This is a genomic window from Rhizobium sp. PDO1-076 (assembly GCF_000247475.1).
GTDB lineage: Bacteria > Pseudomonadota > Alphaproteobacteria > Rhizobiales > Rhizobiaceae > Allorhizobium.
Window position 1 is genome coordinate 1 of record NZ_AHZC01000028.1, and the last position, 13,621, is coordinate 13,621.

Annotated in this window: 13 protein-coding genes; 8 read left to right on the plus strand and 5 right to left on the minus strand. The window is 61.0% G+C overall.

Going from position 1 to position 13,621, the window contains the following annotated elements; all coding sequences use genetic code 11:
- The 4 genes from PDO_RS02575 to PDO_RS02590 form a co-directional block, all read left to right on the plus strand.
- Positions 1 to 327, plus strand: a 327-nt coding sequence (locus PDO_RS02575) for a TonB-dependent receptor domain-containing protein (protein ID WP_007597386.1), incomplete at its 5' end; no start/stop codon positions are given.
- 134 nt (positions 328 to 461) lie between these two features.
- Positions 462 to 1,184 carry a calcium-binding protein gene (locus tag PDO_RS02580; protein ID WP_007597387.1) on the plus strand — a complete coding sequence of 241 codons (723 nt, stop codon included), beginning with the start codon at positions 462 to 464 and terminating at the stop codon, positions 1,182 to 1,184.
- 170 nt (positions 1,185 to 1,354) lie between these two features.
- Positions 1,355 to 3,088, plus strand: a complete 1,734-nt coding sequence (locus PDO_RS02585) for a type I secretion system permease/ATPase (protein ID WP_244426327.1) — start codon at positions 1,355 to 1,357, stop codon at positions 3,086 to 3,088.
- Positions 3,075 to 4,394: an HlyD family type I secretion periplasmic adaptor subunit gene (locus PDO_RS02590; RefSeq protein WP_007597390.1), complete on the plus strand. Its 1,320-nt coding sequence runs from the start codon at positions 3,075 to 3,077 to the stop codon at positions 4,392 to 4,394. The genes PDO_RS02585 and PDO_RS02590 overlap by 14 nt, the downstream gene beginning before the upstream one ends.
- A 158-nt stretch (positions 4,395 to 4,552) precedes the next feature.
- Here PDO_RS02590 and PDO_RS02595 read toward each other — a convergent pair whose 3' ends face one another.
- The 5 genes from PDO_RS02595 to PDO_RS02615 are packed head-to-tail and all read right to left on the minus strand — an operon-like array spanning position 4,553 to position 9,450.
- Positions 4,553 to 6,013, minus strand: a complete 1,461-nt coding sequence (locus PDO_RS02595) for an aldo/keto reductase (RefSeq protein WP_007597393.1) — start codon at positions 6,011 to 6,013, stop codon at positions 4,553 to 4,555.
- A gap of 5 nt (positions 6,014 to 6,018) precedes the next feature.
- Positions 6,019 to 6,990 carry a branched-chain amino acid ABC transporter permease gene (locus tag PDO_RS02600; protein WP_007597395.1) on the minus strand — a complete coding sequence of 324 codons (972 nt, stop codon included), beginning with the start codon at positions 6,988 to 6,990 and terminating at the stop codon, positions 6,019 to 6,021.
- Positions 6,987 to 7,898, minus strand: a complete 912-nt coding sequence (locus PDO_RS02605; protein ID WP_007597397.1) for a branched-chain amino acid ABC transporter permease — start codon at positions 7,896 to 7,898, stop codon at positions 6,987 to 6,989. Before PDO_RS02605 ends, PDO_RS02600 begins: the two co-directional genes overlap by 4 nt.
- Positions 7,895 to 8,641, minus strand: a complete 747-nt coding sequence (locus PDO_RS02610; RefSeq protein WP_007597398.1) for an ABC transporter ATP-binding protein — start codon at positions 8,639 to 8,641, stop codon at positions 7,895 to 7,897. The genes PDO_RS02605 and PDO_RS02610 overlap by 4 nt, the downstream gene beginning before the upstream one ends.
- Entirely contained in the window at positions 8,638 to 9,450 is an 813-nt protein-coding gene (locus PDO_RS02615) for an ABC transporter ATP-binding protein (RefSeq protein ID WP_007597399.1), read from the minus strand. The genes PDO_RS02610 and PDO_RS02615 overlap by 4 nt, the downstream gene beginning before the upstream one ends.
- A 91-nt stretch (positions 9,451 to 9,541) precedes the next feature.
- Between PDO_RS02615 and PDO_RS02620 the strand changes: the two genes are divergently transcribed.
- Genes PDO_RS02620 through PDO_RS02635 form a run of 4 tightly spaced genes read left to right on the plus strand, consistent with a single transcriptional unit; the run spans position 9,542 to position 12,971 of the window.
- Positions 9,542 to 10,276 carry a GntR family transcriptional regulator gene (locus PDO_RS02620; protein ID WP_007597400.1) on the plus strand — a complete coding sequence of 245 codons (735 nt, stop codon included), beginning with the start codon at positions 9,542 to 9,544 and terminating at the stop codon, positions 10,274 to 10,276.
- Positions 10,277 to 10,286: 10 nt separating this feature from the next.
- Positions 10,287 to 10,637 (plus strand): TIGR04076 family protein, encoded by a 351-nt coding sequence (locus PDO_RS02625; RefSeq protein WP_007597401.1) that lies wholly within the window; start codon positions 10,287 to 10,289, stop codon positions 10,635 to 10,637.
- A 2-nt stretch (positions 10,638 to 10,639) separates the two neighbouring features.
- On the plus strand, positions 10,640 to 11,686 hold the full coding sequence (locus PDO_RS02630; RefSeq protein WP_007597402.1) for an aldo/keto reductase: 1,047 nt from the start codon (positions 10,640 to 10,642) through the stop codon (positions 11,684 to 11,686).
- Between the two features lie 19 nt (positions 11,687 to 11,705).
- Positions 11,706 to 12,971 (plus strand): ABC transporter substrate-binding protein, encoded by a 1,266-nt coding sequence (locus PDO_RS02635; protein ID WP_037072425.1) that lies wholly within the window; start codon positions 11,706 to 11,708, stop codon positions 12,969 to 12,971.
- Positions 12,972 to 13,621 lie beyond the last annotated feature (650 nt).

Sequence of the window (13,621 nt, forward strand, 5' to 3'; positions counted from 1 at the left end):
ATCTTTGCGACGTCCGGCAACGTTCCGCCGAAGATGAAGCTGACCCTGGACGGCGGCATGCGCTTTCTCGATGAACGGCTCTCGCTCGGCGCACGCGTCAATCACGTCAGCCCCAATCAGGGCAGGACATATGATTCCGACGGTGACCTGACCGAAGCCTCAGACCGTTACACCACGGTGGATCTCTACGGCTCATTCAACGTGACCGATGCGGCGACGTTGCGATTTGCCGTCAACAACGTCACCGATCGGAATTACCTCCCGGCAGCCGGCGACTATACCGCTCCAGGCCGCACCTTCATCGCAACACTTAAGATGAAATTCTAGCACTTCCCGAGAAGCGCAGCTTTGCCGCAGCGCAGACCAGAGATTCCCCGGGCCAGGATGATGGCCTGCCCCGGGGATACAATGTCCGGACGATCGTCCGGGCCAATGTCAACAGCCACTCAAGGAGAAACCCCATGGCTGCAGTCATCCAACTTAGCTCCGCCTCCGCCAATATGGAAGGCTACCTCAACGGTTGGACGAGCGGTTACAGCTCGACCTATGGCGCATTTTGGGACGAGGGTAACGGCCTGGTCACCAATCCGCTCGCAACGACCGTCTACGAACAATGGGGCAATGGCTCCACAGGCGGCAACGGCATCTACATGGAAGGCGAATTCCAGTATTCCCGCGGCAACCTGACCGGCACCGTCGACAGCATCACGCTCGGCACAGGCTTCAGCCAGTCTGCATCGACCGGCTTCAGCGTCTCGGCAGATCTAGTGATCACGCCGGACAGCACTTTCCCGAGTGCCAGCCAGGATGTCTTCGATTGGGCGATCTACGATCTGACCGTCAACAGCTCGCTCGACAGCCTCTATGACTATCTGGCGGCCGTTGGCACCGAAGTTCGCGATACCGCTGCTTCCGATACCCTGGTTGGGTTCGGCGGCGCCGACACTTTCGTGTTCAGCTCCGGCAACGACATCGTCAAGGCAGGTCCGGCCGGCACTTATGGCTATCAGGACGGTGTAGACACGTTGGACGTTTCGGGATGGTACCTTTCCGATTTCAGCGAACTGACCTTCTCAAACCTTAACGGCAACGCCGTTATCGGAAATCAGTATACCAGTGACACCATCACACTGAATGGTGTTTCGTCCAGCGTCCTCGACGCCTCCGACTTCCTGTTCGCCTAAGGGTGACAAAGGTCGCGCGCAGCGCTTCTGCGCGCGACCACCTCGTTGCAAACCAGGAGCGCATCGACCGCATGCAAACGGCAAATCGCACGGAACACGCCCCGGCGGGCAATGCCTTGAAAATCAACGGGCCTCTGGCGGCCATTGCGCTGCTCAGCGGCGTCACCAATATGCTGGCGCTGACCTCGCCGCTGTTCATGCTGCAGGTCTATGACCGGGTCCTTTCGAGCGGCAGCATTCCCACGCTTGTCGGTCTCGCCGTCCTGGCCGCCGGCCTCTATGCCTTTCAGGCCCTGCTCGACATCATCCGGGCACGGGTACTGCTGCGTATAGGTGAAAAGTTCGACCACCGTCTGTCACCGCGCGTCTACCATGCGGTGGTCCGTCTACCGCTCCTCACGCGGATGCCCGGCGACGGGCTGCAGCCTCTGCGCGATCTCGACAATGTGCGCGGCTTCCTCTCTGGCAATGGCCCCACGGCCTTTTTCGACTTGCCCTGGATGCCGCTTTATCTCGGTATCAGCTTTCTTTTCCATTTCTGGATCGGGGTCACGGCTCTGGCTGGCGCAGTCATGCTGATATGCCTGACGATCCTGACCAATCTCCTGTCCGGCCCTCCGATCCGCGAGGCGACCGCCGCCAACATGGCGCGCAACGGACTTCTGGAGGCCACTCGCCGGAACGCTGAAGTCGTCCATGCCATGGGACTCGGCCCGCGCACGGCCGCACGCTGGCAAAAAGCCAATGCCGACTATCTCCGCGCCAACCGACACTCCGGCGACGTCCTGAGCGGCCTCGGCAACCTGTCGCGCGCACTGCGAATGATGCTGCAATCAACGCTGCTCGGCGTCGGTGCCTGGCTGGTAATCAACCAGGAGGCGACCGGTGGCGTGATGATTGCAAGCTCGATCATGATGGGAAGGGCACTCGCACCGGTTGATCAGGCGATCGCCGCGTGGAAACCGTATCTTATGGCAAGACAAAGCTGGGCACGTCTCAAGGAATTGCTGGCACGGGTTCCATTTGAAACACCCGTCATGTCTTTGCCCCGACCAAAGATTGATCTCAAAGTGGAAGCGTTGGTCATCGCACCGCCTGGTGAGAAGAGCCCCGCGGTGGCGGGGATCACTTTCAAGATACAAGCCGGAGATGCACTTGGGATCATCGGCCCTTCCGGTTCCGGCAAATCGACCCTGTCGCGTGCTCTCGTCGGCGCCTGGCCGCCTGCCGCCGGTAAGGTTCGGCTCGATGGCGCAAGCCTAGACCAGTGGAACCGGGACGAACTCGGCACGCATATCGGCTACCTGCCGCAGGGCGTCGAGCTTTTCGACGGGACCATCGCGGAGAACATTGCCCGGCTCGAGGAAGAGCCGGATACGCAGGCCGTCGTAGCCGCAGCGCAGACCGCCGGCGCACATGACATGATCCTGCGGATGGAGCACGGCTATGACACCCGGATCGGCGAAGGCGGATCGGCGCTGTCTGCCGGACAACGCCAGCGGATCGGCCTCGCCCGCGCACTCTACCGCGAGCCCTTCCTGGTCGTCCTCGACGAGCCCAATGCCAATCTGGACGCTGACGGAGAAGTAGCCGTCGTGAAGGCAATCACCTCGGTTCGCGCACGCAAGGGCATTGCCGTCGTCATCGCCCACCGACCCAGCGCCATCGCCGCCGTTGATTTCGTTCTGATGCTCGAAGCCGGACGGCAGAAGGCATTCGGACCGCGTGAAAAGGTGCTCACAGAGGTTCTGCAAACGAAGCCACCGCGGCAGGAAACCGTGCGCCCTTATCAGTCGGGTCCTTACGGGATTTCGCCACTGCGGGTGATTGCCTCGCCCGGTGGCGATCGACAAAACGGCGGCTCTCCAGCGGCCAGCCAGGAGGATATCGATGTTGCTCCATGACATGGACGCTGCCGTCAGCCGCTCGATCCGCCACCATTCGTTCGTGGGGTTTGTTGCCTGCATTCTGCTGGTTGGTGGCGCAGGAACCTGGGCGGCCTTGACCAACCTCTCCGGCGCGGTCGTTGCCAGCGGCCACTTTGTCGTCGACAGCTATGTGAAGAAAGTCCAGCATCCGGAAGGCGGGGTCGTGGGGGAGATCCTGGTGCGCGAGGGCGATACTGTCGCTGCCGGCGATGTGGTGATACGCCTCGACGCGACGCAGGCAAGGGCCAATCTGGACATGGTCCGCAAGCGGCTGGATGAACTTATGGCCCGGCAGGCTCGGCTTCAGGCCGAACGCGATGATCTTGATGACATCCTTTTCCCCGAGCCGTTACTTGATCAGCGACAGCGGGGACAGCCGGACGCGATCGCCGCAGTCGACAGCGAAAGGCGCCTGTTCGAGTTCCGCAAGGCGTCGCGCGCGGGACAAAAGGCGCAGCTGAACGAACGTATCCTGCAATATGGCCATGAGATTGAAGGTCTGCGCGCGCAGGAAACAGCCTATCGCGAGGGAAGCAAGGTATTGCTGAGCGAAATCACCTCGCTTGCCGAACTGCGCAGGCAAGGCGCCGTTTCGGACCAACGCCTCAATGGCCTGAAGACGGAGCTTGCGACATTTGGTGGAGAGCTTGGCGAGAAGATCGCCTACCAGGCGCAGATCGCCGGTCGCATTACCGAGACGAAACTGGCCATGATGCAGATCGACCAGGACCTGAAGACCGAAGTCGGCCGGGAACTACGCGAGGTTCAAGGCAATATCGGCGAATATGTCGAACGCAAAATTTCGTCCGAGGACAAGCTCAAGCGGATCGATATCATCGCGCCGCAATCCGGTGTGGTGCATCAACTGGCGGTTCACACGGTCGGTGGTGTGGTCACGCCGGCGGATCCCATCATGCTGATCGTTCCGAAGAGCGATACGTTGCCTCTAGAAATACGCATTTCGCCCAAGGACATCGATCAGGTTCAGCCGGGACAGAAAGTCATGATCCGTCTTTCGGCTTTCGATCAGAGGACGACGCCGGAGTTGAATGGCCATGTCAGCCGGGTGGCCGCAGATCTCTCGACCGACGAGAAAACCGGTCTTTCCTACTATCTGGTTCGGCTGCTGGTGGACAAAAATGAAGAACACTCGCTGACCGGGCTTATGTTGATCCCAGGCATGCCGGCAGAAGCCTTCGTCCAGACCGGGACGCGGTCCGCCCTCTCCTATTTACTCAAGCCGCTGACCGACCAGATTTCACGCGCCTTCCGCGAATTGTAGCAGGTGTCGTTCTGAACTGATGGGCTACTGCAAGCTCGCTGCCAAGCCGAAGCATCATGTCCATCGGCCGCAGCGATTGCGGCTAGTGGATTCTGATCAATGAAAAGCCGTATAGACACCTGAATTTCAATCCATCAGCAAAGCAACACAGGATTTTACTATGGATCCAGCATTGCTTCGGCTTCGATCTCCACCTCGTAGTCGCCGATCAAAGCCCCGGCTTCGATCAATGTATTTGCTGGCAGAATTTCCGAAAAGAACCGGCCATGGGCTCGCGATACCGGCTCCCATTGTGAGGCGTCCTTGAGGTAAACCCGTGTACGCACAACATCCTCCATGCGCCCGCCCAGTGCCGTGATGGACGCCGCGATCTTGTCGAGAATGTAAGTGGCCTGCGCCCCGGCATCGCCAGGTGCCACGCACCGGTCAGCGCCATGGGTCGCGGTTGTGCCCGACACCAGGATGCGATCGCCAGTTCTGACGGCCCGGCTGTAGCCGGCCAGCGGCTCCCAGATACTGCCGGACGAGACGCGCAGCCGGTTCTTACGACCCGGCACCGGCACGGCCTTGTAAACGGAAGGGATTGCCTCCAGGTGATGGCTGAGATCGCCCGAGGCGGTCAAGAAGGGCGGCTTGCGATATTCGTCGCCGCAATCGCCGGGAATGGGGGTGCTGGCCGCAAAGGCGGTCTCAAGCCGTGTGCGGTCGTCTTCGTCCAGGGCGAAGGTGAAGACCTTGAGGTTATCGTCGCGATGCTGGTTCTCGCCCAGCCGCGCGCCGATGATCGTGGCGGCGACCGCCGGATGGTCCAAAACCCAGCGACTGGCAACGTTGGAGACGGAAACGCCATGCTTGCGGGCGATCTCGGATGCGGCATTCAGGATGCCCTGGTAGACTGTCCAGCCGCCCGCCGCGTCGATGAAACGCTTGTATTTCGACCGGCTCCAATCGGGGATCGACGCCGGCTCAGGCTGATCGAGCCATTTCTCGGAAAGAAAGCCGCCGCACAAGGTGCCATAGGCGAGTAGCTTCACGCCCTTCTTCAGGCACAGAGCAGACAAATCACCCGCCGCGCGCCGATCGATCAGCGAGAAGGACACCTGGTTGCTGGCGATCTCTATGCCGTCGGCCAACGCCAGATTGAGATGGGCTGCGTCGAAATTGGTCAGGCCAAGCGCGCCGATCAGCCCTTCCTCCTTCATCGCCTGCATCTCGTGCAGGGCATCGAGCCAAGCCGGGTGCTCGAAGGTCCACCAATGGAACTGAAGCAGATCGACCGTGTCGACGCCGAGCCGTGTCAGCCGCTCTTCTACGCCGCGCCGTACCTCGTCGCGGCTCATAGGCCCCGGCTCGGGGCACCACTTGGTGAAGGCGACCGCCCGGCCGGATCCGGCTGGATACCGCTTCAGCAGGTGGCCGGTGATGATTTCCGCAGACCCATAATGGTCGGCCATGTCGAATGTGTCGAAACCGGCCTTCGTATACGCCTGCAGCGCGTCGGCACCCTGCTCCGGGTCTATCGTCGCGCCATCTTTCTCGATGTCGGCGACCTGCCAGAGGCCACAGACGAGCCGGCTGATCGAAAGTCCCGGTGCAAGGCTTGTACGTTCTGGATGCATGGTGGTCATTCCTTGGCAGATGCAGGTGATCTGGTGCGAAGGCGTGCAAGCGGGCTCACCTCGCCGAACAGGCCGCGGGGACGCAGCAGAAGCATGAGGCAGAGGCCGACGCCGATGGCGACGATCTGCAAGGCAGCTGCGCGAGCCTGGTCTTCCGGCGGTACGAAGGCGGAGACGGCAGCAGCCGTTACCGCCCAGAGCCCCCAGACGAGAACAGCGCCGGCAATGGCACCTCGATTGTTACCGGAACCGCCGACGATCAGCATGGCCCAGACCTGGAAAGTGAGGACCGGCATATAGTTATCGGGCGCGATGAAGCCGATGAAATGCGCCTGGGCAGCGCCGGCAAGCCCCATTATCGCGCCACCGACGGTGAAAGCCTCCAGACGAAAACGGACGGACTGCTTGCCGAGAGCCTGCGCTGCCGTCTCGTCCTCGCGGATGGCGCGCAACACGCGGCCCCAGGGACTGCGCGACAGATGCTGCAGGCCGAGATAGAGCGCCAAAACGACAACCACCATCAGGCCGCAATTGGCCAGGCTAAACAAAAGAGCATCGGCCTGCAGGTCGGCAAAAGGCCGCGGGATGAAACCAATCCCGAAGGCGCCGCCGGTCAGTGGCTGCAGGTTGAGCATGCAAAGCTGGACAGTGACTGCGACACCGAAGGTGGCGATCGCGAGGTAATCGGCCCTGAGCCGGATGGTGAGCGCGCCAACGCCCCAGGAGAGCGCCGCGGAGACAATCGCCGCCCCCAACCAGCCAACCGCGATCGGCATGTCGAAGCCGCCGAAACGGTCCGCGGTTTCCGGTGTAGTCAGAATGGCCGACGTGTAGGCGCCGACAGCGACAAAGGCGGCGATGCCGACGTTGAACAGCCCCGTCATACCCCATTGCACGTTCAGGCCCAGGGAGATGACCGCATAGGTCAGCGCCATAGTCAGAAAGAAGGCACTGTAAGCGAGGAGATCGAGCATCATGAAGCTTTTCCAAACAGGCCGCGGGGACGAACGACGAGGACCGCAATGAGGATGGCGAAGGACACAGCCGACCGCCATTCCGCCCCGATGATCTGCACTGTGAACGCCTCACACAAACCAATGACAAGCCCGGCGATCATGGCACCCGGAACCGAGCCGATGCCGCCGAGAATGGCGGCGGCGAACAACGGCAAAAGCAGGTCGTGGCCAAGATAGGGACGGATCTGGATGATCAGGCCACTCATCATGCCGGCAATGCAGGCAAGGGCGGCTCCCAGAAACCAGACCGTGCGGATGACGCCGCGGACATCGATACCGGCGATGCCGGCAAGGCCCGGATTTTCGCTGACGGCACGCATGGCCCGGCCGATATCGGTTCGGGTCATGATCAGATGAACCGCGATCACCGAGACCAGCGCCACGACCAGCATGGCCAGTTGATCCGGCGTGGCACGCAGGCCGCCGCCCAGCTTCATGGCGATCTGCAGCGCCTGGCTGAAATAGGCCGGCTTCGAGGTGAACAGGAATTCGAGCAGGCTGCGCAGCGCAAGCGATGCGCCGAAGCTTGCCATGACCATGATGATGATGGCGCTGCCGCGTCGGCGGAAGCTGGAAAACAGGAGGGCATCGACGGCAAGCGCCAGAAGTCCGGTCAGGGCGATGGCCAAAACTGCCGCAATCGGCAGCGACCAGCCGAAAGAAAAGGGACCGAGCGGCGTGGTGAAGCCCGCTCCCAGAACGCCAAGTGCACTGCTGATGCCGAGCGCCAAATAGGCGCCCCAGGTCAGAAACTCGCCATGGGCGAAATTGGAAAAGCGCAGGATCGAATAGGTGAGTGTCACGCCGATGGCACCAAGGCCGATGATGGCACCGGCAATCAGCCCGTCCATGAGAAATTGCGGGTTCATCGGGCCACCTCGCCAAAAGTGTGACGCGCCGTGCCGAGATAGATCTGGCCGATCAGCGGATCGTCGGCAAGTTCTGAGGGTGTGCCTTCGTGGCGAATGCGCCCTTCGGCCAGTATGACGGCGCGATCGGCGATCGCCATCGCCGCCTTCACATTTTGTTCGACCAGCACGATCGTCACGCCATCGCCATTGATGCGTTTGAGCATGGCAAACACGTCGGCGACAATCTTCGGCGATAACCCGGCCGAAGGCTCATCCAGGATCAGGACCGGCGGATCGAGCGCCAGCGCGCGGGCGACCGCCAGCATCTGCCGCTGCCCACCCGAAAGCGCTCCGGCCAGCCGCGTCGGGCGAACGGCCAGGTCCGGAAAGCGGGAAAACAGTGCATCTATTTTGGCTGCACGTGCGGATTTGGGCAGGAGCGCCACGGCGATCTGCAGGTTTTCCAGAATGCTCATGCTGGCAAAGACGTTGTCCGTCTGCGGCACAAAGGCCAGCCCCTCCGCCAGCTTGCGGTGCGGCGCGACTTTTGTGATATCCCGGCTACCCAGATGGATAGTGCCCGAATGGACCGGAACCATGCCAGCGATTGCCTTGACGAAGGTTGACTTGCCTGCACCGTTCGGCCCGAGAAGAATGACAAGCTCACCTTTTTGGACGGCGAAATCCACGCCGCGCACGATGGGCAGATCGGCTTCATAGCCCGCGAAAAGCGAAAATGTCGCCAGAACTGGGCTCGTCATACGCCACCTCCCAGATAGGCTTCGATCACGGCAGGATCGGCCGCGACCTCCGCCGGCGAGCCTTGCGCTAGCGGCTTGCCGAGCGCCATTGCGACAACGCGCGTGCATAGCCGCGAGAGCATCTCCATGTTGTGCTCGATCAGCAGAATGGACTTCCCCTGCCCGTTCAGCACCACGATGCGCTCGATGAGCACCTCCAGCAGAGCAGGGTTCACGCCGGCTGCCGGTTCGTCGAGCAGGATCACCTGCGGATCGGCCATCAGCACGCGCGCCAATTCCAGAAGCTTGCGCTGACCGCCGGAAAGCACGCGTGCCGGCTGATGGGCAAGCGGCGAAAGCGTGACGAACTCCAGAAGCTCACGCGCCTTATCAAGCGATGCCTTTTCTTCGCGTCGCACGCGTCCGGGCGCCAGAAAGTTTGCAAACAGCCTCTCGCCATGCTGCCTTTGCGCACCGACCAGCAGGTTTTCAAGCACGCTCATTTCGGCAAACGGCCGCGGGATCTGGAAGGTACGGGCGACCCCATGGGCAATGCGTCGCTCCGGCGGCTCACCGGACACTTCGCGGCCTCCGATCCAGATCTCGCCAGTATTCGGCCTGAGGCTGCCGGCCAGCAGATTGAACATGGTCGTCTTCCCGGCACCGTTCGGGCCAATCAGGCCGACCATCTCACCCTGAGCAACCTCCAGTGACATGTCCGAGACGACGGCCAGCCCATCGAACCGCTTGGAAAGACGTCGTGCCTCGATCGACGGCGGCGCGGCAGCGCGCGAAGCCGGCACGGGGCGTGGGAGAGTTTCGGCAGTCATATGCAAAAAGAGGCCTTGATCTGGTCGTTGATGTTTGATCAAACTTTACGGCAGCACCAAAATCAACCGATATTTCCTGAAAGGCGCATTGGTGGCAGGAATTGCGGAAACGGCCGGCCAGAGGGATGAACTCCTCACCCCCCACCTTACCCCGGTCGAACGCGAGACGGTGCAGGACCGTGTCTACGGCCAGTTGCGCCGAACCTTGATCAATGGCGGCTTTGCGGCCGGCGACATGCTGCGCATTGTCGATCTGGCGGAAAGATTGAAGACAAGCACGATGCCGGTGCGCGAGGCTCTCGGCCGGCTTGTCTCCGAACAAGCACTGGAAGCCCTCCCCAACCGCTCGGTTCGTGTGCCGCTGATTACCCGCGAACGCCTTGACGATCTGGAGCGCGCGCGCATCCTGATCGAAGGCCGGCTGGTGGCGCTCGCCTGCCACCGGTTGACGCCAGACGATCACGAAGGCTTGAAACAAACCAACCGGGATTGCGAGGCCGCCTTTGAGAGACACGGCCAGGACATCGCGCCGGTGACATCGGAGATCAACCAGCGTTTTCATTTCCAGATCTACCGGGCCGCAGGTTCGCAGGTGCTGATTCCCATGGTGGAAAGCCTTTGGCTACAGTCCGGTCCGGTGGTGCGTGCGGCAGCGCATATCCACGACGAACAGGGGGGACTTGCTGCAACCAATCACCACTGGACGATCGTGGCGGCGCTTGAGGCTCGCGACGAACAGGCGGCGGTCGAAGCACTGGCAAACGACATCGGGCGCTCGTTCGACCTGGTGCGCGGGCGTCTTGATACCGGCGACGAAGCAGCATGAGGAAAGCGCGATGAGCAATGCCGACGACACATTCGAGCTTTTCGACCTGCGGGTCGACGTGGTGATCCCGGAAAACGGCCCCGTCTATTGCGGCGCAAAGCCTGGCGATTATTTCGAACTGCGGGGCGAAATGCTGCATCTGCCGGCGGGACAGGGTATTTCCATATACTCGCTCGCCTCTGTCCTGCCGCTGCTGGCTGCCAAGCAACGCCCGACCCATGCGCATGACTGGATGACGACAGATACCGATATCGCCTGCCCCGATCCCAATTGTTCGACCCAGCTGAGGATCCGGCGCACCGGCCGTCGCCGCTTCAGCCATACCGACACCACCGCCGTCCCTCTCGAAGAAAAACAGTGACCATGCAGCGCATTACCATCGCCCCCGACTATGAGATTTCCCGCGTCATTCGCGGCGGCTGGCAACTGGCTGGCGGTCACGGCGCGGTCGATCATGAAATGGCGATCGACGACATGGTGGCCTTTGCCGATGCCGGTATCACCACCTTCGACTGCGCCGATATCTATACCGGCGTCGAAGACCTGATTGGTCGCTTTCGACGGCTCTACCGCGACACGCACGGACAGGCTGCCCTGGATCGCATCCGTGTGCATACCAAATTTGTCCCCGATCTCGGCGTTCTGCCAACCATCACCAAGGCCTATGTGGAAAGCGTGATCGACACATCGCGCAATCGCCTGAACCTGGAGCGTCTTGATCTCGTGCAGTTCCACTGGTGGGACTACAAGATGCCTTTATGGCTGGATACGCTCGGTTGGCTGAAGGAATTGCAGGACGACGGCCGGATCGACAAGATCAGCGGCACCAATTTCGACAGCGATCATGTGCATACGATCCTCGATGCCGGGATCCCCTTCACCTCGCTGCAACTGCAATATTCCCTGCTCGACCGACGCCCGGAAAAGCGCATGGTGGCTCTCGCAAAACGCCATGACATAGCGCTGTTTTGCTACGGCACGGTCGCTGGCGGCTTTCTCTCCGATCGCTGGCTCGGCAAGATCGAGCCCGAGCATCCGTTGGAGAACCGCTCGCTCACCAAATACAAGCTGATCATCGACGATCTCGGCGGATGGGATCTCTTCCAGGCGCTGTTGCAGGCCTTGCGCAAGATCGCCGACCGACATGCCACCGATATTGCCACGATCGCAAGTGCCGCCATGCTGCGCCGGCCTGGAGTATCTGCGGTCATCGTCGGCGCACGCAACCGTGACCATCTCTCATCCAATCTCGCCATCGCAAGCGTCACCCTGTCGGATGCCGATCTTGCCGAGATCGACGCCGCCCTGGTCGGCGCGCGGGAACTCAAGGGCGACGTCTATACGCTCGAGCGCGACCGCACGGGGCGCCACGGCAGCATCATGAAATACAATCTCAACAAAGGGGAATGACATGAACAAGGGGAACAACATGAAACGACTGATACTCGCCTCCACCATACTCACAGGCATCGCGTTCAGCGCAGCGCCGGCACTGTCGCAGGACTGCGACATCACCGTCGGCGTCGTGATGGAACTGACCGGCCCTGCCGGAGAATATGGCAAGGCAGGCGCAAAGTCCGTCGAAATGGCATTCCGCGACTTCAACGATGCGGGCGGCGTTGGCGGCTGCAAGCTCGTTATGGACACGCGAGACAGCCAGAGCCAGGGCAATGTCGCCGTCGATCAGGCGACCCAGCTCGTCAACATCAAGAAGGTGCCGGTCATCATCGGCGGCATCATTTCGTCGGTATCGATCCCGATCCTCACCTCCGTCACAGCGCCGGCCGGCGTCGTGCAGGTTTCGCCAGCCTCGTCTTCGCCGACGCTGACGGCACTCGGTCGCGATGGCAAGACCAATGGCGTGTTCTTCCGCACCATCACCTCGGATGCGCTGCAGGGGACCGCAGCGGCGAAATACGCGCTCGACCAGGGCATGAAGAAGATTGCCATCATTCACGTCAACAACGACTTCGGCAACAATCTGATGAACGAGTTTACCGCCGCTTATACCAAGCTCGGCGGCACGATCACCTCGACCACGCCCTACAATGAAAAGCAGGCGAGTTATTCTTCTGAAGCATCCGTCGCCATGACCGGCGAACCGGATGCGCTCTACCTCGTATCAACTCCGGTCGACGGTGCCACCATCGCCCGCGCCTGGATCTCCGGCGGCGGCGCGCAGAAATTCCTGTTCAACGATGGCATGAACTCCAAGGATTTCATCGCAAGCGTCGGCGCACAGTATCTCAACGACGCCTATGGTACCTCGTCCGGCACGACGCCGACGGCCTCGACTGAGTATTTCAACGCCAACTACGAACAATTCTCCGGCGGCATTGCCCCATCCGCACCGGCAGCCGACCGTTCCTATGATGCCGGCGCCATCGTGGCGCTTGCTATCGCCAAGGCGGGCAAGCCTGAAAAGGATGCCATCAAGGCGGCTATCTCCGAAGTGACGGCTCCTGGCGGCACGCCAATCCATGCCGGCAAGGCGGAATTCGAAAAGGCGCTGGCTCTGCTTAAGGAAGGCAAGCCGATCAAATATGAAGGCGTCATCGGACCGGTGAGCTTTGATCAGTATGGTGACATCACCGGTCCCTTCCGCCTGTGGAAGATTACCGATGGTGAGGTGACGACAGTCGGCGAAATGCCATCCGAGGAGGTGTCCGAGATCAAGGCCTCGCTCGGCAAGTAAACGGCACAGTCAAACGTCGGAACGGGCAGCCGTAAAAGGCTGCCCGTTGTCGTTCGGGTCGAAGCGCACGCGCGGTCTTTTTGGCGCGCGCTGAGCCTTTTCAGTGGATCCCCGCCCGGGCGCCATAAACAAAGCATGCGCATGCTCCCTCAAACTTGAGTGCCAAGGTCAAGACTTTTTCTCGCACTTCATTGGAGACGCTGGCGCCGGGTGTAAAGGTACGCGACACCGCGGACCGTGACACACCCGCTTAGAGGGCAACATCGATCGACGTTACAAAACTCTTTGCCAACCTCGCCCCTCTCACAACAAAGCCGCATCGGCTTACCGTGACGAAGCAATATGCGATCACTGCAACCGGCGCAATGCACTCGTGTTCAACTCACGCCATCCGCAAAACTTACTATGGCGAAAACATCACCCTCCATCGTCTCGTTCTTTTTTCGCAAACCGGATACGGTAGTTGCTTCAGCATGCGAGACTATCGCCAAAGCGATGGATGCACTCAAATATGTGCCGAACCTGATGCGGCCTTGCCGCCGACTTCGGACTGCAGCAGCACACCGATGCAGCTAGCCGTTTGTATCGCCAATTGATTTCACGACCATTGATCTTGTCATAAGCGCTGCGCCGTAGCAGCGTCGGAGATC

Excerpts from the sequence above, each read along its gene's own strand:
- PDO_RS02595 (WP_007597393.1), bottom strand. The coding sequence starts at position 6,013 with ATGCATCCAGAACGTACAAGCCTTGCACCGGGACTTTCGATCAGCCGG.
- PDO_RS02630 (WP_007597402.1), top strand. The coding sequence starts at position 10,640 with ATGCAGCGCATTACCATCGCCCCCGACTATGAGATTTCCCGCGTCATT.
- PDO_RS02635 (WP_037072425.1), top strand. The coding sequence starts at position 11,706 with ATGAAACGACTGATACTCGCCTCCACCATACTCACAGGCATCGCGTTC.
- PDO_RS02600 (WP_007597395.1), bottom strand. The coding sequence starts at position 6,990 with ATGATGCTCGATCTCCTCGCTTACAGTGCCTTCTTTCTGACTATGGCG.
- PDO_RS02585 (WP_244426327.1), top strand. The coding sequence starts at position 1,355 with ATGCTGGCGCTGACCTCGCCGCTGTTCATGCTGCAGGTCTATGACCGG.
- PDO_RS02590 (WP_007597390.1), top strand. The coding sequence starts at position 3,075 with ATGTTGCTCCATGACATGGACGCTGCCGTCAGCCGCTCGATCCGCCAC.
- PDO_RS02605 (WP_007597397.1), bottom strand. The coding sequence starts at position 7,898 with ATGAACCCGCAATTTCTCATGGACGGGCTGATTGCCGGTGCCATCATC.
- PDO_RS02610 (WP_007597398.1), bottom strand. The coding sequence starts at position 8,641 with ATGACGAGCCCAGTTCTGGCGACATTTTCGCTTTTCGCGGGCTATGAA.
- PDO_RS02580 (WP_007597387.1), top strand. The coding sequence starts at position 462 with ATGGCTGCAGTCATCCAACTTAGCTCCGCCTCCGCCAATATGGAAGGC.
- PDO_RS02615 (WP_007597399.1), bottom strand. The coding sequence starts at position 9,450 with ATGACTGCCGAAACTCTCCCACGCCCCGTGCCGGCTTCGCGCGCTGCC.
- PDO_RS02625 (WP_007597401.1), top strand. The coding sequence starts at position 10,287 with ATGAGCAATGCCGACGACACATTCGAGCTTTTCGACCTGCGGGTCGAC.